The organism is Paragemmobacter kunshanensis (assembly GCF_011059185.1).
Taxonomy (GTDB): Bacteria; Pseudomonadota; Alphaproteobacteria; order Rhodobacterales; family Rhodobacteraceae; genus Paragemmobacter; species Paragemmobacter kunshanensis.
In genome coordinates this window covers 1-24567 of sequence record NZ_JAALFE010000032.1, presented here as the reverse complement: position 1 = coordinate 24567, position 24567 = coordinate 1, and the positions used below count along the sequence as shown (strand labels likewise).

The following is a 24567-nucleotide window of genomic DNA, read 5'->3' as shown; positions in this document are numbered from 1 at the left end:
GCCATGAGCCCGCCGTAGATGTGGCTCGCGTCGGTGCCCGCGTGGCGGCGGACCTCCTCGAACCAGATCGCGGCGACGGGCCCCGACAGCCGGTCGATCTCGGTCAGCCAGTTGGTGAAGCGCAGGTAGCGCATGCCGCCGCCGTCGAAGCGGCCGGGCTTGAAGCTGACGGTGCCGCTGGTGACCAGACCATCATGCGCCCGCAAGGCCCAGCCGGTCGTGGTGCCGAGGTCGAGGGCGAGGATGGTGCGCTGGCACTGGTCCGAGGCACAGGGGACGTCACCATTTACGGGTTTGACGGGTATTCCCTTATCAGCCGTAGACACGCGCGTGTGCGCGCGCGCAACGCCTATATAGGGAGAACCCGTCAGACCCGTAAATTGGCCTGTTTTCGTTGGCATTTCATCACTCCTGCGCGAATAGGTCATCGTTGCTGTCCTGAATGCGGATCCCGCGAAATCCGCGAGCCTTGCCGTTGCTGTTTTTCTCGAAGCCCCGGGTGCCCAGTGATTCCGAGAAGCGCTTCATGGAGCCGGCGTATTCGCCATTGGCCTCGGCCCAGGACTTCCAGCTGTTGAAAAGCTCGGTTGAGCCCGCCCAGAAGGTCTTGTTGCCGGTCTGGCAGCGTTCCTCGATCCAGCGGCCGAGGGCGTCCTCGGCCTCGAAGTAATCGTCGGTGGCGGCCATCACGGCAGGTGGCGGGCGCAGGCCGGTCTTCTGCCATTCGAGGCAGCCCTGCAGTGCCCAGGCGAGGATGCCATCCCGTTCAGCCAAGAGCCTGTCCGGCAGCCGCTTGTCGCGCTTGGCGGCGGGGATGGTCACGGTGAAGGGCACCATGTGCAGGCGCCGCTTCATTGCCTCATCGACATTGCGGATCGAGGGCTTGTGGTTACCAACCACCAGCAGCTTGAACTGCGGCATGAACTCGAAGAAGTCTTGGCGCATGAAGCGGGCGGTGATCTTGTCGCCGCCGGTCAGCGCCTTGAGTTTGCTCTCGGCCCAGCGGCTGCCCTGTTCGGTCTCGATCGAGGTGACGATCCGTGCGCCGCGCAAGCCCGCCATGTCGGTCGGATGGCGATCGCCGGTGGTGGCCATGAACATGTCCATGGGCGCCACGGTGGCGTAATCGCCCATGATGGCCGTCAGCGTGTTGGCGAAGACGGATTTGCCATTGGCCCCGGTGCCATAGAGGAAGAACAGCGCATGTTCAGTCGTCACGCCGGTCAGGCAATAGCCCGCCATGCGCTGCAGATAGGCCTGCAGATCGGCATCGCCGCCAGTGACCGTGTCGAGGAATTGCAACCAGACCGGGCAGTCGCCTTCCACTGAGGCGCCCGCGATCTTCGTCATGTAGCGCAGCGGGTCATGGGCTGAGCCAACGCCACTGCGCAGATCGACGATCCCGTTCTGGGTGTTCAAGAGCCAGGGGTCACGGTCCCAGATCTCCGTCGTGGTGGCATGGCGACGGTCTGAGCGTGCCAGACGCTCGACCGCGGACACCGTGGCTGCACTGGAGAGCTTGGTGCGGATTTTGGCCGAGGCGGAACGACGTGCTGCCTCACGGCAGATGCGCCGCGCAAGGTCGAAGGCCTGCAGCGTGTCTTCGCGCCGCCACAGGGCGCCCGTCCATGTCAGCCACTGGCCCCAGGGCGCGACGTAGCGCCAGAGATCGGCATGCCGCGTGGCAAAACTGTCGGCCAGCGCGTCCTCGGTGAACTGGACCGGGATCGGCCCATCGCCTGCATCACCGCCCCCGGCGCTGCCACCGCCGCCATCATCACCATCGCCCATGTCGCCCGCGACATCGCCGTAGCGTTCGGCGTCGCGTTTCCAGAGCCGCTCTGCCTCCAAGCGAAGCCGGTCTTCCGGCCAAGGCGGGTCGATGCGGGCCGCATTATAGGCGACCATTTCCTCCCAGGCCTGAACCGGGGTGACATGCCCCTCGCGGCAGCGGCGGATCCAGTAGCCGATGACGCGGGAGAGCGCGTCGAACCGGGTCTCGCCATCGACGCCGCCTTCGCGGATCTTGCGGGCGAAGAGTTCGGTGACCGCACCCCGCGCCTCGGTCGCGCCGTTGAAATCCAACTCATCAACCGCTGCACCTTCCAGCGGCGGCATGGCCACGATGGCCTCGATCAGCTCGCCAAGGTCGTAATCCCGCTCGTTGCCAGCCACGATCTCGACCAGCCGCTGCACGCCGTTCTTTGCATGGACCGAGCCAGCCACACGGATCGGCTGGTGGGCGGACCGGAAGGAGGGATCACCACCGACCTTTGAGGCGATCATGTACCGTGCGCGACAGACGCGGGCGATGTCTTCGCCTTCGGCGGGCTCGCTCAGGCGCCAATACAAGTGCCGCTTGGGCTGGCCATCCTCGGTGATGCCACCAGAGGCAACCTCCAGTGTGGGGGCGCCGAGGTGCTGGACCAGATGATCCCGCTTTGCGCCAATATCGCCGTTGTCGAGATCGACCAGGACGACCTGCGTTTGCACCACGCTTTCGGCCCGGGCATCCACCGCGGACAGCACGGTGCCTGGCACCACGAAGAGCGCCATGCCTGCGCTCTCTGCCCAATCGGCTTGCAGAGCGAGCTTGGCTGCCAGTTCGCCATCCGCTGCGAGGAAAGGCGTGTGGGATGGCGCATCGGGCGCGCCCTTTTCCGCCAAGGCCCTGATCGGAGCGAGGCCATCGCAATAGCCGAACACCACATCGGCAAAGCGTGCGACCATGGCACGGTCGGGCAGAATGCGGTTAGGTTGGGGCATGTCAGAGCATGTCGTCATGACCAGCACCGCGCTTTCCACGCGCAAAAGCGGCATTCGAAATGCTCGGGGTCGGATGTGTGGCGCGGCAGCAGCTCGCCCGCATCACAGGCGCGAAGGATCGCCACCGCCTTGTCGCTGGAGGACTGGGCGAGCGCTGCATCAAAGGGCACAAGCTCGTGCCAGATCTCGCAGGTGTCCTTGTTGATGGCGGTGAAGAGCGCGGGCGTCTCGGTCAGACCGAGATAGGCCTGATAGAGCGCGATTTGTGCGGCGTAGACGGGCTTTGCTTTGGCCACGCCATGCTTGGCGATCTCCCGCCAGTTCTTCGCATTGGCGGATTTGCATTCCCAAAGCGCCGGGGCGGCAAAGCCGTCAGGTCCGGCGACGATCACGCCATCGGCGTGACCCTGGACTCGTCCACCGGCCGCGGTGAAGCCGAACTGCTCGCCATGGCGATTGCGCGTGCGCAGATCGAACCCGGCCTTGCGCAGCCACTCGATCGCGAGATCTTCCAGCACATGGCCGAGGGCGAAGATGCGCAGCGATTTCCCGGAGAAACCACCATCAGGATCGCGCGGGGCTTTCAGGTATTCGTATTGCAGCCGGCGCGAACAGATGTCGCCTAGGCGGCTGCCACCCAGATAGTCGCGCTGCGGCCGTGTGGCATTCTCGGCGACCAGCGCCGCATCGATGCGCGCATTCACCGTGTCGCAGAAGCTGGGTGGCTTTTCGCGGTGATTGAAGTCCAGCACCTCGGTCATCAGAACGGCACCTCCATGTCGCGGAGCGCCGGTGCGCTGGCGCGCATCGCCTCCTGAAAGCCATCGACGGCCGCTGTGGCGAGCGCGAGGGCCTGCTGCTCGCTCAGGTGCTGAAACCGGGTCGTCCACCCGATCTCGGCCATCAGTTCAGCCATGTTCTTGAGGGCAGCGCGCAGCGCCGCCTGTTCGCGGGGGTCCGGATCGATCATTGCGCCTCCCCGGTCTGGAGGGCGGCAATCGCGGGACGCGAGCGTGGATGGGTCGTTCTGTCGGTCATGGGAAAGCTCCAGTGCTTTCCTCACCTACCGGCGCGGTCTCCGATCTGTCGGATCACCGCGGCAACATTCCTGATGCAGCTGGTCAGGCAGCTTTACGGCTGCGTCGCGGCCCTTTGTGCCGCGCACCGAGCGGCTTGCTGGAAGGATCTTCCACATAAGAACTTATAGGGAACATTTTCTTGCGCAGCGGACAGGCCGACCCTAGCCTTTGCTTTGTCCCCCAAGAGAAAGGAGCCGATTCGTCCATGGCCTCGTTCGATCCGAAAGTGTTCACCCGTCCTGACGGCCTTAAGCGAATTACCAACGATCATCTGCTGGCGTTTCTTGCTCCGTATCAAAGCTATCTGGCGGGGCGTGGTTTCACGCTGCCTGCAAATCCGGCGCTGGATTTTCCGCACGAGGATCTGGCGAAGCTCTTGATGCAGTATGACGCCAATATCCCGCCCGATCTGGTCAATGGGCTCTATTACATCGACGAGGTCGCCTCGAACGAAACGCTTGAGGAGATGATGGAACGGGCGAATGACGCCGGGATCACGCTCAGCGTCAATGGCAAGTCGACGCCGGCCGACGTCGCGACACAGATCTGGAACGCAAACCCCGATCTCCTGATTGAGCGCGCGGTCCGCACCCTCGCGTTCCAGAAATCGAGCTTCATGTATTTCGTTGGCAAGGTGGGCAAGAAGCGCAGATTGCCAGCGACACCTGACGCTCAACTGAAGCAACTTGAAACGCTGATGGACCCGTGGTTCGAGAGCAAGCAGCGCGGGAAAGGCGCGCGGGTCTTTGCGTTTCCGCGCACGGATAAGGTCTGGCTTCTGATCCGGCACGGCATGCCGATGATTCGCGAGGGCAAGCATGAAGATGACGGATCTTCCGGGGTGGCGTTCTATCGTCCCCAGAAACACGACGTGGTGATTTACGACGCCGACCAAGATGTGCTGGCCGTCAATGCCGACACCAAGGGCGCGCGCACGCTCTATCGCGAGACGATCGGCCTCGTTCTGTTTGGCGACAAGGACTACTTTGGCGAGGGCGAGATTTTCACGCTGGCGCCGATCCGAGATGATGGCGCGGACTGCCTCGTCTCAAGCGACATCGACGGGATTGATCGCGTGCGTCTGCGCGAGGTGGTGCGCGTTCTGCGGGGTCGCATTCCGATTACCGAAATCACGCGCGCGAGTGATCTCTTCGCAGCCCTGGGCGATCAGGCAGACGCCAAGTTCAAATACGGCGACATCATTGCCGCCAAGTTCGGCGTCCTGTTCCGTGGCGCGCGTCAGGAACGCGTCGTCAGCGTGAGCAAGGGCTCCGCCCGCTATGACCGCGACACCGATGCACCTGCCGTCGAGGCCTGGCTTGATGCCCGGGGTTTCTATGCTTCACAGGACAAGGATGATCGCGGCGATGCGGATGACGACGTTCTGGAACGCGATTGAGGACCTGAACGGGGCGGCCTGGAGCCAGCGCGAATGGACCGAAATACTCGGTGACGAGTGGGCGCCAGCGGCCACCTTGCTGCGGCCGACCGACAAGAAGGCTGAGGACTTGGTATGTCGCAGGGGCTGCCTCGATGGATGCATGCGCCGGGTTGTGCCGCTGATAGACGGCCGCCTGCGCGCTGAATGTGGCAACCCGTCCCCGATCTGCGATAGCGTCTTCCTCGACGAGGCCGAAGTCAACATCCTGGCGCTTGATCCGCAGAAGCTGGCCAAGGCGCTCCACAACGCGCTCAGCTTGATTGGAGAGGCGGAGAAACCAAGACTGGCGCGTGCGGCCTTTCTTGGCCGATATGAAATCAGCCCCGGGCGCGGATTTCCTGTTTTCCTCTACCTTCCTCAACCCATGTTCTCGCCATTAATCGATGGCCTGGACTCGGTGGCGGACTCACCGCCAAGTCCGCGACTCGTCCTGGTTCCATCAAGGCGGTCCCTCACGCTTGCTGAAGTTCAGCGTCTCAAGGCACAACAGGCGACGAGCATGGCGCTAGAAGACATTCTTCTATGGCAGGCGCGGAAGGGGTTTCAGATCAGTGCCGAGCCCTCGATCCTCTTCGCCGGTCTTATCGATGGCATCATTGGCCTTGAGAAGATCAGGAAGCCATCCATCACCGTGCCCACGGGGACGACATGGGAGGACATCGAGCTCGATCTTTCGAACGCTCAGCAATTTACCGCGACGATACTTGGGCGAACCCGCATCATCGTTCCCCACGACCTCGATATGGTGAAAGGCCCACTCAACAAGCCAACCTTGCAATGGACTTTGCTCGAGCAATTTGCGCATGCGCGCGGAAGGTTGGCGATCGGGGCATCCAGTGCACAACGGCAGAAACAAAAGCTGGTCGAAAAGCTGAACGCTGCATTCGGCCTGCACGACGAGCCATTCGACATTGAAGGCGGCTGCTACGTGTCGAGGTTCAAGATATCTGCCGATGGGCTTGCGGCCGCCGCAAAACGAAAGCGGCGGACAAGCTGATCCGACGAAATTTCGTCGACGACGACTGACCAGCCCTCAGATTTTTTTCGCATCATCAACCCCATGAAACCATTCGGTTTTGTGGGGTTTTCTTTGCGTGTTCTGCCCTGATTTCGGGCCCCTCCAACGAAATTTCGCCGGTCCCAGGCACTCGGGCCGCGTGCCCGTCCACCTGGACGAAGGCGAAACTTCATGGAGCGTTTCCAGCACCCCATCACCGACCCGCACTCGCGGGTTTCCCGCAACATTATGGTCCGCGCCGCGCGCCTCGCGCGCTCTGGCGCCGTGCCCGGCATGACCGCCGAGGACATTGCGCAAGACCTGCGCGAACATCTCTGGCGGCGTGACGGCGCCTTCGATCTCACGCGTGGCAGTTACGACACTTTCGCCGACCGTGTCATCGGCAATCGCATCGCCACCCTGGCGAGCCCCACCGAACGCCTGCGGGCTGAGCGCAGTTGGGTCAGTTTTGATGAACCGGCCCAGCAACAGGAAGATGGTGAGCCGCTGCCGCTGTCTGAGACGCTGGCCGAAGCGGATGGTCTCAATGGCCCTGCGCCACGGCCCGCCGATGAAGGGTTTGGCCTAGTGCGGGATGTGCGGCGTCTGCGTGCTGCGCTGACACCGGCCTGCAGGTCGGTGGCCGACACGCTGGTCGAGCAGACACCCACTGAGGCAGCAACCACGCTCGGGATCCACCGCAGCACAATCTACGCGCGCCTTGTCTCGATGCGTTCGGCCGCCGTTGCGCGCGGCCTCGAAGTTTATCTCGGGGCGACCCCGACAGTTCCGGCGCCCGGCCGGTAGGTGAGCACAGGACCGGAACACGCCGGTCCTGCCAAGTTTCATGCCGGGCCCTCGGAGGAATGCAACACCCCGCAAGGGGAAACACTCCGACCGCGAGCTCCAGGGCGGCGTCAGGCCCGGCAGCAGTCTTTCCGACGATCCCTGGAGGCCACGACGGCAAACAGGAGCATGTGATGTTCTCTTCTTCCCCTCTGAAGCGCTTGCGCCAGCGCTACAATCTCGAGCCACTGCCCGAGGTAATCAACGTCCCGGCCATTGGTGGCCGCGCCGCCCGCAGCGTGCCGATCGAACAGGCGACGCTCGATGATATCGAGTTCGCACTGGTTGATTTCGGCCGCAAGCAATCGGCGCTCTACGAAGTCTCAAATGCGCTCTCGACGCTGCTGCGCATGGCGCGGCGGCAGGGCGCGCTGGGCCGGGATGTCGGCATTCACGCCGCCGTCCGCGACCTGGAGGCGGGCCAATGAGCGCCCCCTTCAGCAAGGCATCGCTGCGCATCATCACCGCCGATGAGCGGCTGCGCGAAACCCGCGGCATCAAGGGCGTGCTGACCGGCACCTCCGGCATCGGCAAGACCACGCAGCTGCTCACCCTCGATCCGCAGCGCACGATGTTCGTCAATCTCGAAGCAGGCGAACTGGCCGTCCAAGGCTGGCCCGGCGACGAGGTGCGGGTGCGCGATTGGGAACTGGCGCGCGATCTCGCCGCCTGGATCGGCGGACCGAACCCCGCGATGCGCGATGACCAGTCCTATGGTCAGGCTCATTACGCCCGCGTCTGCGCGGCCTACGGGCCTGCCAGCCAGCTCGACAAATACGACACCGTCTTCGTCGACAGCATCTCGGTCGCCTCCCGCATCTGCCTGCAATGGTGCAAGGGCCAGCCCCAGGCACAGTCCGATCGCACCGGCAAACCCGACATGCGCGCGACTTACGGCTTGCTCGGCCAGGAGATGATCGGCTGGCTCACGCATCTGCAGCATACGCCGGCCAAGAATATCTGGCTGGTCGGGCTTCTCGATCGGAAGCTCGATGACTTCGGCAAGCCCTTCTTTTCCTTGCAGATCGAAGGCTCGAAGACCGGGCTCGAACTGCCCGGCATCGTCGATGAAGTCATCACGCTGACCGAGTTGCGCCCCGAGAAGGGCGAGGCGTTCCGAGCCTTCATCTGCACGACGATCAACGATTTCGGCCTGCCCGCCAAGGATCGCAGCGGCCGTCTGTCGATGATCGAGCCCGCCCATCTCGGACGCCTCATGGCGAAAATCCGCGGCCCCCGGCCCGACAGCCATCAGCGGCTGAGTTTCGACCTGCCTGCCGGCGCCAACCCCAATCCCACGACGACCCAAGGAGCATGACCCATGACCAGTGACATGGACTTCAATGGCGCCGACACCCAGGACGCCGCATTCGACCTAATCCCGGCGAACACGCTGGTGCGTGTGACCCTCACCATTCGCCCCGGTGGCGCAGGCCCGGAAGGCTGGCTCACGCAGAGCAAGACCAGCACCGCGCTCTATCTCAACACCGAGGCCATCATCATGGAGGGGCCTTTTGCGCGGCGGCGGATCTACACCCGCATCGGGTTCCGCGGCAAAAACGCGGGCAGCGGTGATGACACCTATGGTAACCGTGGCCGGGCGCTGATCCGCGGCATCCTCGAATCTGCCCGGGGCATCCGGGCGGAGGATCAGTCGGATGCAGCGCGTTCGGCGCGCATGATCCGCAGCCTTGGGGAGATGAGCGGCCTCGAATTCGTTGCCCGCATCGGCATCGAGCGCGACAAGGATCGTCCCGATGAGCCAGGCCGCAATGCGATCAAGGCCGCTATTGGCCCCGCGCATGGCGATTATGCCCGCGTCATGGGTCGCATGCCGCAGCCGACCCTCGGCCTCGGCACGGGCGCCCCGCGCATGGCAGAGCCGAATTACGGCCAGGCTGCGCCCGCCAGCAATTCCTCCGCCCCGTTCTGGGCACGCTGAGGGAGGGCTGGCACATGATCCCGCGCGACTACCAGAAGGCGGCAGTGGCCGCTGCTCGTGACAGGCTCGCCACCCACGGCAACACGCTTCTCGTACTGCCCACCGGTGCGGGCAAGACGGCCATCGCCGGTTTCTGCATCGGCGAGGAACTTGAACATCGCCGCCAGGACCGCGTTCTCGTCCTCCAGCACACCGATGAGCTGGTCGATCAGAACCGCTCCTCCATCGGCGCGATCACTGGCCTTTCGACTTCGGTCGTGAAGGCCGAGCAGGACAATTGGGACGGGCGCATTGTCTTTGGCAGCGTGCAGACGCTGGCCCGCGCCAACCGGCGCGCGCGTATGGCGGCCGTCTCGCATCTGGTGATAGATGAATGCCACCGGGCGGCATCGACCAGCTATCAGGCCGTCATCGATGACGCCCGCAGCCTGAACCCGAACCTCAAGCTCCTAGGTCTCTCGGCCACGCCGAGCCGGGGCGATGGCCGCAGCCTGCGCAAGACCTTCAGCAATGTGGGCTACCAGGTTCGAATCGGCGCGCTGATTGCGCAAGGGCTGCTGGTGCCGCCGCGCACCTTCACGATCGATCTCGGGGTGGGTGACGAACTGGCGGGGCTCGATGCGACGGCGGGCGATTTCGACATGCGCGCCGCAGACCGGGTTCTGAACCGCGCCGTCCTGACCGATGCCGTCGTCGAGCATTGGGAAGAAAAGGCCGCCGATCGGCAGACGATCTTCTTCTGCGCGACCGTCGATCACGCCACGGCCGTGGCGGAGGCCTTCTGCGCGGCGGGCCATGCTGCGGAGATGATCAGCGGGGACATGCCGTCCAGGGAGCGGGCCGCCGCCATCGCGCGCTTCGATCGCGGCGAGACCCGCATCCTCACCAACTGCATGGTGCTGACGGAAGGCTTCGACAGCCAGCCTGTGGGCTGCATCGGCATCCTGCGCCCGATGCTGCACAAGGGGACCTTCATCCAGGCGGTAGGGCGCGGCCTGCGCCGCGTCGATCCAGCGCGCTATCCCGGCATCATCAAGACCGACTGCGTCGTTCTGGATTTTGCAGGCGCCGCTTTGCGCCATGGCTCGCTCGAACAGGAGATCGACCTTGACGCGGACGACCCCGAACCGGGTCAGGCGCCGTGGAAACTCTGCCCCTGTTGCGAGGCCGAACTGCCCCTGGCGGCGCGCATCTGCGACTTCTGCGGCCATGTCTTCACGCGCGAGACCAGCGACAAGACAGTGCTCGACAGCTTCGAGATGACGGAAATCGACCTGCTGGATCGCTCGCCCTTTGCCTGGGAGCCCTTGCTGGCCGATGGCAGCGCGCTGATGGCAAGCGGATTTGAAGGCTGGGCCGGGGTATTCCACGACGGCACGCTCTGGCATGCGCTCGGCCAGCCCCGTGGCAAACCGGTCAAGCCGCTGGCCATCGGAACCCGCGTTCAGGCGCTGGCCGCGGCGGATGATTTCCTGCGGACGACAGAGACGGGGACAGCGTCGATCAAGAGCCGTCGCTGGCTCAATGATCCGGCAAGCCTTCGGCAGATCGAATTGCTGGCCCGCGCCGGGCACAAGGCAGAGGGACACGACTTCGGTCTGTCGAAATACGCCGCCAACTGTCACCTGAACTTCCTGTGGAACCGGGCCGCCATCCAGCGCTCGGTCCTCGGGGCTGCCGCACGGGTGGCCGCATGAAACGTCCGAACCCGCTGTCGCCGGACAAGATGAGCCCCGCTGAACGGCGCGCAGAGCTGTGCGGCCTGCTGGCCCTTGGGCTGGTCCGCCTGCGGCAGCGGGATCAGGTCCAACCTTCTGACGACCATGGAGAAATTCGCCTACACTATCCGGCAGACCGGAGCCTTCATGCAACTCCAACTCAACGGAGAAATGCATGACGACCCATGAACCAATCCCCGCGCGCCTGGCCGCGTTGAAGGCCACCCCGACGCCGGAATTGAAGGTGCAATGGCGCGACCTGTTCGACAGCGAGCCGCCGCCGTTCAACCGCCGCTACCTGGAAAGCCGCTTGGCCTACCGCATCCAGGAACTTGCCTATGGCGGGCTCAAACCCGAGACGATTCGGCGCCTCGAACGGCTCGGCGAGGAACTGGACGGCGGCGACAGGAAGAAGCGCGGCGTCCGCGCCGATCGCGACCGTCCCATCACGGGCACGCGGTTGCTGCGAGAATGGCAGGGCGTCGAGTACGTTGTGACTGTCACCGCCGACGGTTTCGAATGGCAGGGACGCCCCTACAAGTCGCTGTCCGCCATCGCGCGCGCCATCACCGGCACCCGCTGGAACGGCTGGACCTTCTTCGGGCTCAAGAACCACAGGGGGCGGAGATGACGAAGCCGCCCGAAAAATCGAAGGTCGTCCGCAAGCTGCGGTGCGCCGTCTACACCCGAAAATCCTCCGAGGAAGGACTGGAGCAGGAGTTCAACAGCCTCCACGCCCAGCGCGAGGCCTGCGAGGCGTACATCGCCAGCCAGCGCTCCGAGGGCTGGGTGCTGGTCCGCGATCAGTATGACGACGGTGGCATCTCGGGCGGCACGTTGGAACGCCCGGGATTGACGCGCCTGCTGGAGGACATCGAGGATGGGCTGGTCGACGTGGTGGTGGTCTACAAAATCGACCGCCTCAGCCGCTCGCTGGCGGATTTCGCCAAGCTGGTGGAGGTGTTCGACCGGAACGGCGTAACCTTCGTGTCGGTCACGCAGAGCTTCAACACGACCACGTCGATGGGGCGGCTGACGCTGAACATCCTGCTGTCCTTCGCCCAGTTCGAGCGCGAGGTGACAGCCGAGCGCATCCGCGACAAGGTCGCCGCCAGCCGGAAGAAGGGTATGTGGATGGGGGGCGTGCCGCCCTACGGCTACCGGGTGGAAAACCGCAAACTGCTGGTGGACGAGGAAGCCGCCGCGCACGTCCGCTGGATCTTCGCCCACTTCCTCGAGATCGGGTCGGGCACGGAGTTGGCGAGAGAGATCACGAAACGCGGCATTCAGACGCCGCGCGGCAACCGGATCGACAAGAAATACATCTACCGGATGCTGAGCAACCGCGCCTACATCGGCAAGGCGGTGCACAAGGGCGACAGCTACCCCGGCGAGCACGACGCCATCATCGACCGCGAGACGTGGGACCGCGTCCACGCCATCCTGCAGGAGAGCCCGCGCAAGCGTGCCGCGCGCACCCGCGCTGAGACGCCCGCACTGCTGAAGGGGCTGCTGTTCGGCCCGGATGGCGCGGCCTTCTCGCCGACGCATACGCGCAAGGGCGGGCGGTTGTACCGCTACTACCTCAGTCAGACGGTGCTGAAGCATGGCGCTGGATCCTGCCCCATCGGCCGCGTGCCAGCGGGGGAGATCGAGGCTACCGTGATCGACCAACTCCGCGCCGTATTCCGCCAGCCCGAGATCGTGGCGGGCACATGGAAGACAGCGCGCACGCAGGATGGCGGGATTACCGAGGCCGACGCCCGCGAGGCGCTGATCCGGCTCGATCCGCTATGGGACGAACTGTTCCCCGCCGAGCAGGCGCGCATCGTGGCGCTGCTGGTTGAACGGGTCGACATCGATACGGACGGCCTGAATGTCCGGCTCCGCGTCGACGGGCTCAGCAGCCTCACTCGCGAGATGCTGGCCGGAGACATCGGAGAAGCGGCATGAGCCGCGGCGCCCCGGTTCCCGACACCGTGGTGACGCTCCACGTCCCGTTCCGCGTAGTGAAGCGCGGCGGGCGCAAGGAGATGCAGTTGCCCGAGGGAGCCGCGAATTCGCGCCAGACAGATAGCGCTCTGGTCAAAGCGCTGGCGCGCGCATTCCGCTGGAAGCGGATGCTCGAGTCTGGTGATTTCGCCACCATCGCCGAACTGGCTGAGCGCGAGGGGATCGCACCGTCCTACATGACCCGCGTGCTGCGCCTAACGCTGCTCGCGCCCGACATCGTCGAGGCGATCCTGGCCGGGAAGCAGGGGCCAGAGGTGACACTGGTGCGGGCGCTCGAGCCGTTTCCTGCGAACTGGGATAATCAGGCAAACGAACTGACGCGTCCGGTCACGATTCAGGAGCCGCAGACATTGCCCTAGGCTGAAGGCTGGTGCACTTTGCGAAGGCCTTCCAAGCGAGCAACAAATGCCTTTGACCCTGCCCCAACTTGAGCGCCACCTATTCAGCGCTGCCGATATTTTGCGCGGCAAGATGGATGCTTCGGAGTTCAAGGAATACATTTTTGGAATGTTGTTCTTGAAACGCTGTTCCGATGTTTTTGAGCAGGCCCGGCAGGAGGTCATCGAAAAGCGCATCGGAAACGGCATCGCGCCGAAGCAGGCGGCCGAGGATGCTGAGAACAAAGTCTGGTACGGCCGCAGCGGCACATTCTGGGTTCCGCCGCAGTCTCGGTTCACCTTTCTTGTTGATGAAGCCCATGAAAACATTGGCGACAAGCTGAACAAGGCCCTAGGAGGGATCGAGTCCGAAAACATTGCTCTTGAAGGTGTCCTCGACCACATCGACTTCACCCGCAAGGTCGGCCAGAGCAAGATCAGCGACCAGAAGCTGCGCCAGCTGATCACTCATTTCGGGGAAATCCGGCTTCGGAACGAGGACTTCGAATTCCCTGACCTGCTTGGCGCCGCCTACGAATATCTGATCGCTGAATTCGCTGACTCAGCGGGCAAAAAGGGCGGCGAGTTCTACACCCCCCGGTCCGTTGTCCGGATGATGGTGCGGCTTCTGAAGCCGACCCTTGAACATGACATCTATGACCCCTGCTGCGGGTCGGGTGGCATGCTGATCGCGGCCAAGGATTACATTGACGAACACGGTCAGGACGGGCGCAAAGCCAACCTGTTCGGTCAGGAAAACGCCGGCACGGTCTGGTCCATCGCCAAGATGAACATGCTGCTCCACGGGATCAGCAGCGCCGACTTGCGCAACGAGGATACTCTGGGAGAGCCCCAGCATGTCGAGAACGGCGAACTGCGCCGCTTCGACCGCATCCTGACCAACCCGCCTTTCTCCCTCCCCTGGGGGTCAAAGGACAAGGACAGGTCGGGCGAATACACGTGGCAGCCCAAGTTCCCCGAGCGCTTCTTCCACGAGGTCCCGCGCGGGGCCAAGAAGGCCGACCTCATGTTCCTCCAGCACATGCTGCATGTGACACGTGACGGCGGCATGATCGCCACCGTCATGCCCCACGGCGTGCTGTTCCGCGGGGGCGACGAGGGCAAGATCCGCCAGAAGATCATCGAACAGGACCAGATCGAGGCGATCATTGGCCTCGGGCCGCAGCTCTTCTACGGCACCGGCATCCCCGCCTGCGTCATCGTCCTTCGTCAGCGCGTCCACAACGGCGCGAACCTTGTCTCGGGCAAACCGAAGGACCGGCAGGGAAGAATCCTCTTCATCAACGCCGACCGCGAATATTTCGAAGGCCGGGCGCAGAACCACCTGATGCCCGAACACATCGAGAAGATCGTCACCACCTTCGAGGAATACCGCGAGATCCCGGGCTTCTCGGCCATTGTCGATATCGACACTCTGCGTGACAACGACTTCAACCTGAACATCCGCCGCTATGCCGACAACGCGCCGCCGCCCGAACCGCATGACGTGCGTGCGCATCTGGTGGGCGGCATTCCGAAGGCAGAGGTCGCGGCGAAGGCCGACCTGTTCCGCGCCCATGGGCTGAACCCGATGGACCTGCTGGTGCCCCGCGATGACCACTACCTCGACTTCGCGCCGCACCTGACCGCGAAATCCGACCTGAAACCGGCCGTCGAGGCCGACGCGGGCCTCCAAGCGCGCGAGGCGGAAATCCGGGCCGCCTTCAACGCCTGGTGGGCCGCGCATCAGGATGGGATCGTGGCGTTGGCCGGGGCGGATCAGGCCGCCGCCCTCATCCGGCTGCGCGATGAACTCCTGTCCAGCTTTTCCGAAACGCTGGAGGGGCTGGCCATGCTCGACCCCTTCACCGTGCGGGGCATCATCGCGCAGTTCTGGCAGGCGTCGCGCTTTGACTTCCTTACCCTCATGGCGCGCGACGGCCGGGGCGTGGTCGATGCCTGGCGCACCTCGATCGTCACCGCGCTGGAGGACAAGGGCCACAAGGAAAGCCCGCTGGACCACAAGCTGGTCAGCTTCCTGATGGGCGGCTTCGTGCGCGAGATTGCGGAGCTGGAGGCGCGCAAGGCCGAACTTGACGCCCAGATCAAGGCCGCGACCGCCACGCCCGAAGAGGGCGAAGAAGAGGATGACGACGCGGAACCCGTGGACGAGGCGCAGGTGAAGCGGTGGAAAAAGGAACTGGCCGAGGTCAAGAAGACACTGAAGGCCAATCACGCGCAGTTCACCGATGCGATCAACGGGGCCGTGGACGGGCTGACCGAGGGGGATGCGGCGGCGCTGATCCAGAAGATCCTGCATGACGACATGGAAAAGATCCTGACCCGCTACATCGCCGCGCAGCGCGGGCAGATCGTGGCGGCGTTTGAAAACTGGTGGGACAAGTATCGCGTGACCCTGACCGAGATCGAAGGCGCGCGGGCCGAGGCGACGGGCAAGCTGACCGGGTTCCTGAAGGGGTTGGGGTATGTCTGAGGACGCCCAAGTTGTTCTTGGCAGCCTGTCGGAACTCGTCGCACCCGTGGACGAAAAGATTGCGGTCAAGAAAGATCCCAATCTTCCCTATGTCGGTCTCGAACACATAGGGCAGCGGAACTCGCAACTCTTGGGATGGGCGCCGTCCGAAACATCGGTAAGCGTCAATTCGGTCTTTGAAGCAGGCGACGTGCTTTTCGGGAAGCTTCGGCCCAACCTGCGCAAGTGCGTCTCTGCGCCGTTTTCCGGGTATTGCTCGACGGATATCTTGGTTCTCAGGGTGCGAAACGGGAATAATCCCGGTTTTGCTGCCCGCGTTTTTCAAACCGAGGCCGTTGGCGCCGAAGCTGAGCGGACCTCGATGGGCACCAAGATGCCCCGGACATCATGGAAGGGACTGTCTCAGTTCAAGGTGCCTATCCCAGAGCCGAAGCACCAATCCAAAATCGCCGAAGTCCTCGACACGCTGGACGCGGCGATCCGGGGGACCGAGGCGGTGGTGGCAAAGCTGCGGGCGATGAAGCAGGGGCTGCTGCATGACCTGCTGACCCGCGGCATCGACGCGAACGGCGACCTCCGCCCCCCACACCCCGAGGCCCCCCGCCTCTACCACCAAACCCCGCTCGGCTGGCTGCCGAAGGAGTGGGATGTGACGAAACTGGGCGATGCAGCAGAGAGTGTTGTAGATGGGCCATTCGGATCAAATCTGAAAACCGAACACTACGTGTCGCAGCCCGGCGTCCGGGTTGTCAGGTTGCAGAATATTCAGGATGGCTACTTTGACGACACAGAGAAGGCCTTTATCCGTGAAAGCCACGCGGCAAGGCTCATCCGAAATCAGGTTGTGTCAGGGGATCTGCTGATCGCCTCACTTGGTGACGATGGTCACCCGGTAGGACGTGCTTGCCTATATCCTGAGGAATTGGACGCAGGTATCAACAAGGCCGACTGCTTCAGATTTCGCGGTAGGGCGGTATGCCGAAATGCATACGCGATGCTGTTCCTGAACGGGCACTCAGCGCGAAGGCAGGCTCGCGGGTATGAACAAGGCGTTACGATGAAGCGTATCAATTTGGGTAACCTTCGCAGGATCAAGGTCGCGCTTCCCCCAATTCCAGAACAAATCGCTATCGAGGAACGAGCCACAGCCATCGAGGCAAGTTACTCCGCGAGCCTGCGAGAACTCGACAAACTCCGCCTTCAGAAATCCGGCCTGATGGACGACCTGCTCACCGGCCGGGTTCCCGTCACGCCCTTGTTGTAACCGAAGGGGCTGGTCATGGGTCACGAGTATGACGATGTGGAACTGCCCTTCCTAAACCAGTGCCGTGCCATGGGCTGGCAGGTGCAGGAGGGGTCAAAGGACGACCCCGGCCTGACGGGGCGCGTCACCTTCCGCGACACCATCGCCGAGGCCTGCCTGCGCGACCGCCTGCGCGCCATCAACCCCGGCCCCGATGGCCAGCCCTGGCTGGACGACGCCCGCCTGTCCGAAGCCGTCAGCGCCCTGACCCGCCACGGCCAGCGCGGGCTGATGGAGGCGAACCAGGCGGTGACGGAACTGTTGCTGCGGGGCCTGACGGTTGAGGGGCTGCCCGGCTGGGACGGCGGGCGCAGCCAGACCATCCGCTATATCGACTGGGACGATGTGGGGGCCAACACCTTCACCATCGCCAACCAGTTCCGCATCGATTGCCCGCCGGGCCATGACGTGGGCAAGGGTTTCATCATCCCCGACCTCGTGCTGCTGGTGAACGGCATCCCGGTGGTGGTGGTCGAGGCGAAAAGCCCCGCCATCCCCGAACCGCTGGCCGAGGCGGTCAACCAGCTTCGCCGCTATCACAATGCCCGCAAGGCCGCGCTGGAGGTGGAGGAGAACGAGGGCGCGCCCGCGCTGTTCGCCTCCGTCCAGTTGCTGATCGCCACAAGCTTCGATCAGGCGCGTGTGGGCTGCATCGGCGCGGGGCTGGAGCATTACGGAAGCTGGAAAACCGTGGTCGGCCCAGATGGCACAGGGTCCGAGGATGCGGTGGCGGCTCCTCTGGGCAAGAAGGCCCTGTCGGAACAGGAACGCCTGATTGCCGGGATGCTGCGACCCGCGCATCTGTTGGACATCCTGCGGCATTACCTGTTGTTCATGAATGTGGGCGGTCAGACCATCAAGACCGTCTGCCGCTATCAGCAATACCGCGCCGTGAACCGCGCGCTGGAACGGCTGCGCACCGGCAAGACCCGGGTGCAGGACGGCGAATATGACCGGCGCGGCGGGATCGTCTGGCACACCCAAGGGTCGGGCAAAAGCCTGACCATGGTGTTCATGATCCGCAAGATGCGGACCGATGTGGCGTTGCGGAAGTTCAAGGTGATCATGGTCACCGACCGCCGTGACCTGCAACGCCAGTTGTCGGAAACGGCGACCCTGTCGGGCGATGTGGTGGAGCTGGCGACGAATGCCGGGGCGCTGAAGCGGCTGGCGCGGCGCAAGGGGCCGGGGCTGGTGTTCGCCACGATCCAGAAATACCGGACCGAGGAGGATGTGCCCGAGGTGACCAAGGGCTCGGCCTTCGAGGTGCTGAACGAGGATGAAACGATCCTTGTCGTGGTGGATGAGGCGCACCGGACCCAAGCCGGTGATCTGCACGCCAACCTGATGGCCGCGCTGCCGAACTGCGCCCGGATCGGGTTCACCGGCACGCCGATCATCATGGGTGAAAAGAAGCGGACGGCGCAGATATTTGGCGATTTCATCGACCGCTATACGATCAAGGAAGCCGAGGCCGACGGGGCCACGGTGCCAGTCCTCTATGAGGGGCGAACGGCCGAGGGCGCGGTGAAGGACGGCGCCACGCTGGACGGGTTGTTCGAGGACATGTTCCGCGACCGGACCGAGGACGAGTTGGAGGCGATCCGCAAGAAATATGCGACCAAGGGCAACATCCTCGAGGCGCCCGCACTGATCGCGGAAAAGGCCCGCGACATGCTGCGGCATTATGTGACGAACCTGCTGCCCAACGGCTACAAGGCGCAGGTCGTGGCCTACAGCCGCCTCGCCGTGATCCGCTACCATGCCGCGTTTCTGGAGGCGCGGGATGAGTTGCTGGCCCAAGCCGCGGCCCTGTCGGATCACGACAAGGCGATGGATGATGAGGTCCTGTGCACCAAGCCGCCGGTGACGCAGGCCCTCGTCCAGGCCTGGCGGTATCGCGACACGCTGGCGCGGATCGAGTTTGCGCCAGTGATGTCGGGTGGCAACAATGATGATCCGACCTGGCGGCAATGGACCGAAGGCCATGCCCAGGAAGCCCGGATCAAGCGCTTCAAGAAACCCCTGTTCCACAAGGACCCGGCTAAGACGGATCCGCTGGCGTTCCTGATCGTCAAATCGATGCTGTTGACCGGGTTCGACGCCCCCATCGAGGGGGTGATGTATCTGGACAGGTCGATCCGCGAAGCAGAACTCTTGCAGGCCATCGCCCGGGTCAACCGGACAGGTTTCGGCAAGTCCTGCGGCATCGTCGTGGACTATTTCGGCGTGGCGCATCACCTGAAGGCCGCCTTGGCCGCATATGCGGACGAGGATATCGAGGGCGCTCTGGTCGGGCTCAATGACCAGATCCCGGTGCTGCGGGATCGCCACATCCGGGTCATCGACATTTTCCGCAGGGCTGGCCTTGAAGACCTTTCTGATGATGAGGGCTGCCTGAATGTCCTTGCGACCGAGAAGGCCCGGGCCGAGTTCACAGTCAAGCTCAAGGACTTCCTGACCTCGCTAGAAATCATCCTGCCACGTCCCGAAGGGCTTCCTTTCGTCAAGGATGCGAAGCGCTTGGCCTATATCCATGCCCGTGCGCGCAACCGATATCGCGATGTCATGTTGCTTGGGTCCGATGTCGGCGCAAAGGTCCGCAAGCTGATTGATGACCATGTGATCTCCTTGGGGATCGACCCGAAGATTCCGCCCGTTCAGCTGACCGATGCGAACTTTGACAACCATGTTGGGCAGACGACCGGCGGTCGTGCCAAAGCGTCGGAGATGGAACATGCGATCCGGTCGCACATCCGCAAGAACTTTGAGGCGGATCCTGTTCGCTTCAAGAAGATGTCGGAGCGCCTGAAGCAAATCCTGGAGGGGCTCGGCCAGCAGTGGGACCAGATCATCGAACAACTCCAAGCCCTTATCGATGAGATTCGCTTCGAAGGCGCACCCGCTGACGGGACAGCGCCTGACATCCCCGAGGTTTATCTACCCTTCTTGCGGACCGTGCTTGAGGCTTGCAACGCGGGGCCGGAAACGGACTCAGCCCAGTTGCAGGCCATCCACCAAATGACCGTAGAGATTGTTGACCGGATCATTGAGGAGGTGGGCTCCAACCGTTCCATCTGGAGTAGCTTCAAGCTTGCGGATCAGGAAAATCTGCGCTCGGAAATATTCGAGATAATCTTTGACCGGCGCCTAAACGGGTTCACGGTAGCCAATGCTGAAAGCCTTGCCGATCAGTTGATACAGCAAGCCAAGGCAAACGACGAAAGGCTCAGGACAGCGTGATGCGTCACCTTCCGCTTTCACCGATTAGAACAGGCGGCAAGCAGACTCGAACCAGTGATCACAGGCTGGAGGTCGATGGCCTGTCTTTCGAGGTGCACAGGAGTGATCGCCGCAAGACCTTGCAGATCACGGTCGAGCGGACCGGCGCGCTTTCGATCGTTGCACCATTGCAGGCCGCAGACCAGCAGTTGGTGGAGTTCGTTGAGGAAAAGCTACTCTGGGTCCACACCAAGATCGAAGAGAAGGCAAGGCTCCAACAGAGGGCTCCGATCAAGGAATTCGTTGATGGCGAGGGGTTCCTGTATTTGGGAAAAAGCTACCGGCTCAGGCTTGTGGAAAACCAACTGGTGGATCTGTCGCTTCGCAACGGACGCTTCTGCCTTCGCAAGGCTTCTGTGCATCGTGGACGGGAAATCTTGGTAAGCTGGTATACCCGCCGGGCGCAGGACTGGTTTGAACGACAAGTGACCGAGCAGGCAAACCGGATGGGCGTGTCCGTCAAGGAGGTCAACGTTCAAGATCTTGGTTATCGCTGGGGATCATTCGGTAGTGGCGGCCGGGTGTCCTTTCACTGGAAGGCCATTCTGCTGCCTCCGAGGATCGCCCAGTACGTGGTGATTCATGAGCTCGCCCATGGGCTATATCCAGACCATTCGGTCAACTTCTGGATAAAAGTCGAGCAGCATCTTCCTGACTGGCGATGGCGAAAGAGTTGGCTGGCAGAAAATGGGATTCAGGTCGAAGGGTTGTAGGCCTTGCTACTTCAGTGAAACGTTCAGAGACCCGTCCCCGGCCTGCTTCTCATCGACGGCAGGCGGCGTAGCCGCAACGTAGAGTAGGTGCTTGATTACAATCATAGTTCGACGTCGGTTCCGTCACAACGAGCGCGACCGACGTCGAAATGTATAGGGCTTCCTTTGAAAAAACATCACAAGTCCAAACGCTTACAACCTGAACACCGAAACGGCGCAGTCATCAGGTCCGGAGAATTTCCACACTGAGAGACCACTTTCGGGCATCCTGGCGACGGGGCCAGTCCTCAGCCCCTCCCGACTAACCCTCGAAAACAACGGAAAAATCCGGCCGCAGCCGGATCGGGAGAACGCTTTCGCGGGGGCAAGTGGCGGACGGGATGGGCCTGGCGTCGAACCTTCTTTTGTGGATGCCGCTCGGTTTGCAAGGAATTTCTGATCTTCGGGACATGTGATCGAGTGCGTTCTTTTGTCAGGCCTGTTCAATGCGGCTGACAAGGCGCCGCTGGCCGGGATGGTGATGCGCGGAGCGGGTCCACATCTCCAACAGCGAGCTCGAGGCTCGGAGAAGGTTTCTGGTTTGCCCGGCCCGGATCATGTCGATCATTTGCCCATGCAGATCATGCCTTCCTCACAACTCGGTGGCCCAAGTGCCCGTTCGGCGCCGTGTCAGGCGCCGATCAGCACCGGACCACGATAGCTTTCACCGCGCGTCAGCATCGCCCAGATGCCGCGCGCCATCTTGTTTGCCAGCGCGACCGCGACGACCGGGATCGGTTTGCGCTCCAGCATCCGGGCCAGCCACGATCCCTTCGGCGCCCCTCGCCGCGAGGCCCAACGGATCACGGCGGTCGCACCAATGACGAGCAATCGTCGAATGTCGCGTTGCCCCATCTTCGAGGTCTTCCCCAGCTTCTGCTTGCCGCCGGTGGAATGCTGCCGCGGCACCAGGCCGAGCCAGGCGGCGAAGTCTCGGCCGCGGCGGAACTGCTCCATCGGCGGCGCGAAGGTCTCTACCGCGAGCGCGGTGATCGGCCCGACACCCGGCATCGTCTGCAGCTGGCGCGGCATTTCAGCTTCGTTCGACATGGCCGCGATTCTGGCTTTCAGCGCATTGATCCGGTCGGTCAGGTGGGCGATCTGCTCGAGGAGCATCCGGCAGATGTCCCGGGCGAGTTCCGGCACGTCGGTGTCGGGATCGTCGACGACCTTCGCGAGGCGCGGCAGGTAGCCGATGCCCTCGGGCGCGACATGGCCGAACTCGTACAGATGCGACCGAAGCGCGTTTACCGCCTCGGTGCGCTGCTTGACGAGTTGCTCACGCGTGCGGAACGCGACGGCCCGCGCCTGCTGGTCGGCGGATTTCGGTTCGACAAAGCGCATGGTCGGCCGCAGGGCCGCCTCCACGATCGCCTCTGCGTCGGCTGCATCGTTCTTCTGCCGTTTCAGAAACGGCTTGACGTAATGCGGGGCGATCAGCCGAACCTGATGTCCGTGCCGCGCCAACTCCCGCGCCCAATGGTGCGCGCTGGCGCAAGCCTCCATCGCCACGAGGCACGGCGGCTGGTCCGCCATGAACCGCGTGAACTGCGGTCGGGACAGCTTCTTGCGATAGACGACGGACCCGTCCGCCGCGGCCCCATGGACCTGGAACACGTTCTTTGCCAGATCCACGCCGATGATGGTAACCTCTCCCATGGATGCCCTCTCCTACAGCTTGTGCTTCGACACCACGAGTTTGGCACATCGCGATGCCGTCAGGGGAGAGCGGCATCCACCCCATCTCCGCGTGGAACTGCGGGGCACAGCGCGAACGCAACACGACTCTAATCCTCGGGTGGCGTGGGACGGCGGGCTTTGGTTCGATGAGTAAAATGTCCGGACTTGATCGAAGGCATCTTCGGACTGCCTCCAGACTGGTGGTGTCGCAGCGCAGCGCCGAACTTCAACTATCAGTTCAGGGTCGTGGCGGCCATCAGCCTTTGGGCGGCCACCAAAGTAGCGTCTATTGCCGAACTTGCGCAGCACGCCAGGCTGTTGACAGAAACTGCCGACAGGATATCCGGACGATTTGGCGCGATGGCCTGAAGGCCATCGCGCTCTGAAGGCTTCGTCTCGCAAGCATGTCCTACTTGGAATCTTTGCGCCGGAACGCCCCCTGGACAATACGGTCCATGACCATGGCCACGAACAGGATGGCAACGCCCCCCATGAGACCCGGCCCTTTCGCCGCATATTGCAATGCTTCGAGGATGACCTTTCCAAGCCCGCCACCGCCGATCAGAGAAATGATCACGACCATTGAAAGACACATCAGGATAGTCTGATTGACGCCGGTCATGATCGAGGGGAGCGCCAGGGGCAACTCGACATCCTTGAGCAAGCGCCATCGTGATGCACCAAATGCCGTGGCGGCCTCCTTGATGCTCTCGGGTACCCCGCGCATCCCAAGCGCGGTGAGCCTGATCACCGGCGGCATCCCAAAGATGATGGTTGCCAGGATGCCGGGCGGATTGCCGGTACCAAAGAACGCGACGATCGGGATCAAGTAGACAAACGCCGGAAGTGTCTGCATCAGGTCCAGCACCGGTTCGGCTGCGCGATAGGCGCGCCCGGACTTCCCGAACCATACTCCGAGCGGGATGCCGAAGATTACGCAGATGAAGACTGCGGCTCCGACAAGGGCCACGGTTTCCATGGCCAGCTCCCAGTATCCGAAGAACGCGATGTATGCGATGCAGGCGGCAGTGAACACTGCGATGCGGGGGCCGGCGGAGCGCCAGGCCACAACGCAGATTACAATCATGACGACCGGCCACGGCGTTCCAATCAGCGCAATCGTAAGCGCATTGAGAACGGCGCGCACACCCGCGACCACGGAGTCGAATGTGCCAGCCCCGGCCACTGCGGTCGCGTCAATGCGGTCCTCGATCCAGCCAGCGACCATGCTGAAATGCTGTCTCTGCGATGGAAACTCGGAGAGTATCCCGGGCGCGTCAGCCGCTGTGAATTTATATACCGTGAGGGGAGCAATTGCAGCGAACAGCAGCAGTCCGAGAACGAGGTTGCGCCAGCGTACGCCAGACTCCGTCTGCTGCGGATTGATGCGCCAGCGCGAGTACTGTTTCTCGTAGAACAGATTGGCACCGACGCCCTGAAGGATCCGCAGCCCGACGAATAGGCCGACGCCGACGAGCAGTACGGTGGTTGCATCGGCGGCCGCTGCCGCGGCAGCGTCGCGGCTCCGCTCGGCCGCACGAGTGAGATTCTCCGCCATCGTTTCGAATTTCGTAGCGTCCTGCCCGGCTAACTTCGCGGCAGCAGCCTGCTCAAAGAAACTGGCGGCACGTGCAAGTTGAGAATCCGCACGCGCGGTGAATTCCGATCCGAGATCGCCCCAAATGCCGCGCACAATCTGGACAATAGCCAGGGTCTCGAGAATAAGAAATCCCCAGAAGGCCCCCCATACGCCACGCATCGCCGCCCAGATCGGCCCAAGAATTGCAGCGGCCGTATTAACCCACATTCTCCAAGTAAGTCGCTGATTTCGCTGTCGTAATCGTGATATTTCGCATATAAATCATGGCGTTGACGGC

At 63.1% G+C, this 24567-nt stretch carries 20 protein-coding genes and 1 pseudogene; 15 read left to right on the top strand and 6 right to left on the bottom strand.

All coding sequences use genetic code 11. The features are described from left to right. From G5V65_RS19785 to G5V65_RS19770, 4 genes and pseudogenes are all read right to left on the bottom strand, one after another. Window positions 1-326 (bottom strand): annotated as a pseudogene (locus G5V65_RS19785) (hypothetical protein); the annotation flags it as partial. A gap of 79 nt (window positions 327-405) precedes the next feature. Continuing rightward, window positions 406-2766: a phage/plasmid primase, P4 family gene (locus tag G5V65_RS19780; RefSeq protein WP_206526902.1), complete on the bottom strand. Its 2361-nt coding sequence runs from the start codon at window positions 2764-2766 to the stop codon at window positions 406-408. 14 nt (window positions 2767-2780) lie between these two features. Then, window positions 2781-3527, bottom strand: a complete 747-nt coding sequence (locus tag G5V65_RS19775) for a hypothetical protein (RefSeq protein ID WP_206526901.1) — start codon at window positions 3525-3527, stop codon at window positions 2781-2783. Beyond that, entirely contained in the window at window positions 3527-3736 is a 210-nt protein-coding gene (locus tag G5V65_RS19770) for a DUF6511 domain-containing protein (RefSeq protein WP_165053823.1), read from the bottom strand. The genes G5V65_RS19775 and G5V65_RS19770 overlap by 1 nt, the downstream gene beginning before the upstream one ends. A 314-nt stretch (window positions 3737-4050) precedes the next feature. Between G5V65_RS19770 and G5V65_RS19765 the strand changes: the two genes are divergently transcribed. The 14 genes from G5V65_RS19765 to G5V65_RS19700 all read left to right on the top strand — a co-directional run bounded on the left by G5V65_RS19765 (window position 4051) and on the right by G5V65_RS19700 (window position 20971). Next, the gene (locus tag G5V65_RS19765; protein WP_165053820.1) at window positions 4051-5244 is read left to right on the top strand and encodes a hypothetical protein; all 1194 of its coding nucleotides are present in this window, start codon (window positions 4051-4053) and stop codon (window positions 5242-5244) included. Next, window positions 5201-6283 (top strand): hypothetical protein, encoded by a 1083-nt coding sequence (locus G5V65_RS19760; RefSeq protein ID WP_165053817.1) that lies wholly within the window; start codon window positions 5201-5203, stop codon window positions 6281-6283. Before G5V65_RS19765 ends, G5V65_RS19760 begins: the two co-directional genes overlap by 44 nt. Before the next feature lie 192 nt (window positions 6284-6475). Next, the gene (locus G5V65_RS19755) at window positions 6476-7090 is read left to right on the top strand and encodes a sigma-70 family RNA polymerase sigma factor (protein ID WP_165053814.1); all 615 of its coding nucleotides are present in this window, start codon (window positions 6476-6478) and stop codon (window positions 7088-7090) included. 173 nt (window positions 7091-7263) lie between these two features. Further along, entirely contained in the window at window positions 7264-7557 is a 294-nt protein-coding gene (locus tag G5V65_RS19750; protein WP_165053811.1) for a hypothetical protein, read from the top strand. Next, complete coding sequence (locus G5V65_RS19745; RefSeq protein ID WP_165053808.1) at window positions 7554-8447, top strand: ATP-binding protein; 894 nt, start codon at window positions 7554-7556, stop codon at window positions 8445-8447. Before G5V65_RS19750 ends, G5V65_RS19745 begins: the two co-directional genes overlap by 4 nt. 3 nt (window positions 8448-8450) lie before the next feature. Next, window positions 8451-9071 (top strand): hypothetical protein, encoded by a 621-nt coding sequence (locus tag G5V65_RS19740; protein ID WP_165053805.1) that lies wholly within the window; start codon window positions 8451-8453, stop codon window positions 9069-9071. A 14-nt stretch (window positions 9072-9085) separates the two neighbouring features. Further along, entirely contained in the window at window positions 9086-10768 is a 1683-nt protein-coding gene (locus G5V65_RS19735) for a DEAD/DEAH box helicase (protein ID WP_165053802.1), read from the top strand. 196 nt (window positions 10769-10964) lie between these two features. Continuing rightward, window positions 10965-11420, top strand: a complete 456-nt coding sequence (locus G5V65_RS19730) for a DUF2924 domain-containing protein (protein ID WP_165053800.1) — start codon at window positions 10965-10967, stop codon at window positions 11418-11420. Continuing rightward, entirely contained in the window at window positions 11417-12742 is a 1326-nt protein-coding gene (locus tag G5V65_RS19725) for a recombinase family protein (protein ID WP_165053797.1), read from the top strand. The genes G5V65_RS19730 and G5V65_RS19725 overlap by 4 nt, the downstream gene beginning before the upstream one ends. Next, window positions 12739-13161 (top strand): hypothetical protein, encoded by a 423-nt coding sequence (locus tag G5V65_RS19720; RefSeq protein WP_165053794.1) that lies wholly within the window; start codon window positions 12739-12741, stop codon window positions 13159-13161. Before G5V65_RS19725 ends, G5V65_RS19720 begins: the two co-directional genes overlap by 4 nt. A 46-nt stretch (window positions 13162-13207) precedes the next feature. Further along, window positions 13208-15673, top strand: a complete 2466-nt coding sequence (locus G5V65_RS19715) for an N-6 DNA methylase (protein ID WP_165053792.1) — start codon at window positions 13208-13210, stop codon at window positions 15671-15673. Beyond that, window positions 15666-16937 carry a restriction endonuclease subunit S gene (locus G5V65_RS19710; protein WP_165053790.1) on the top strand — a complete coding sequence of 424 codons (1272 nt, stop codon included), beginning with the start codon at window positions 15666-15668 and terminating at the stop codon, window positions 16935-16937. The genes G5V65_RS19715 and G5V65_RS19710 overlap by 8 nt, the downstream gene beginning before the upstream one ends. 15 nt (window positions 16938-16952) lie before the next feature. Continuing rightward, window positions 16953-20219, top strand: a complete 3267-nt coding sequence (locus G5V65_RS19705; RefSeq protein ID WP_165053787.1) for a type I restriction endonuclease subunit R — start codon at window positions 16953-16955, stop codon at window positions 20217-20219. Beyond that, the gene (locus tag G5V65_RS19700) at window positions 20219-20971 is read left to right on the top strand and encodes a M48 family metallopeptidase (RefSeq protein ID WP_165053786.1); all 753 of its coding nucleotides are present in this window, start codon (window positions 20219-20221) and stop codon (window positions 20969-20971) included. The genes G5V65_RS19705 and G5V65_RS19700 overlap by 1 nt, the downstream gene beginning before the upstream one ends. Before the next feature lie 669 nt (window positions 20972-21640). Here the strand turns inward: G5V65_RS19700 and G5V65_RS19695 are convergent. Beyond that, window positions 21641-22669, bottom strand: coding sequence for an IS110 family transposase (locus tag G5V65_RS19695; protein WP_165053783.1), 1029 nt, complete (start codon window positions 22667-22669; stop codon window positions 21641-21643). A gap of 186 nt (window positions 22670-22855) precedes the next feature. On the opposite strand from G5V65_RS19695, the gene G5V65_RS19690 reads away from it, so the two are divergent. After that, window positions 22856-23059 carry a hypothetical protein gene (locus G5V65_RS19690; protein WP_165053780.1) on the top strand — a complete coding sequence of 68 codons (204 nt, stop codon included), beginning with the start codon at window positions 22856-22858 and terminating at the stop codon, window positions 23057-23059. Window positions 23060-23099: 40 nt separating this feature from the next. Here the strand turns inward: G5V65_RS19690 and G5V65_RS19685 are convergent, their stop codons facing one another. Continuing rightward, window positions 23100-24497 (bottom strand): ABC transporter permease, encoded by a 1398-nt coding sequence (locus tag G5V65_RS19685; protein ID WP_165053777.1) that lies wholly within the window; start codon window positions 24495-24497, stop codon window positions 23100-23102. Window positions 24498-24567 lie beyond the last annotated feature (70 nt).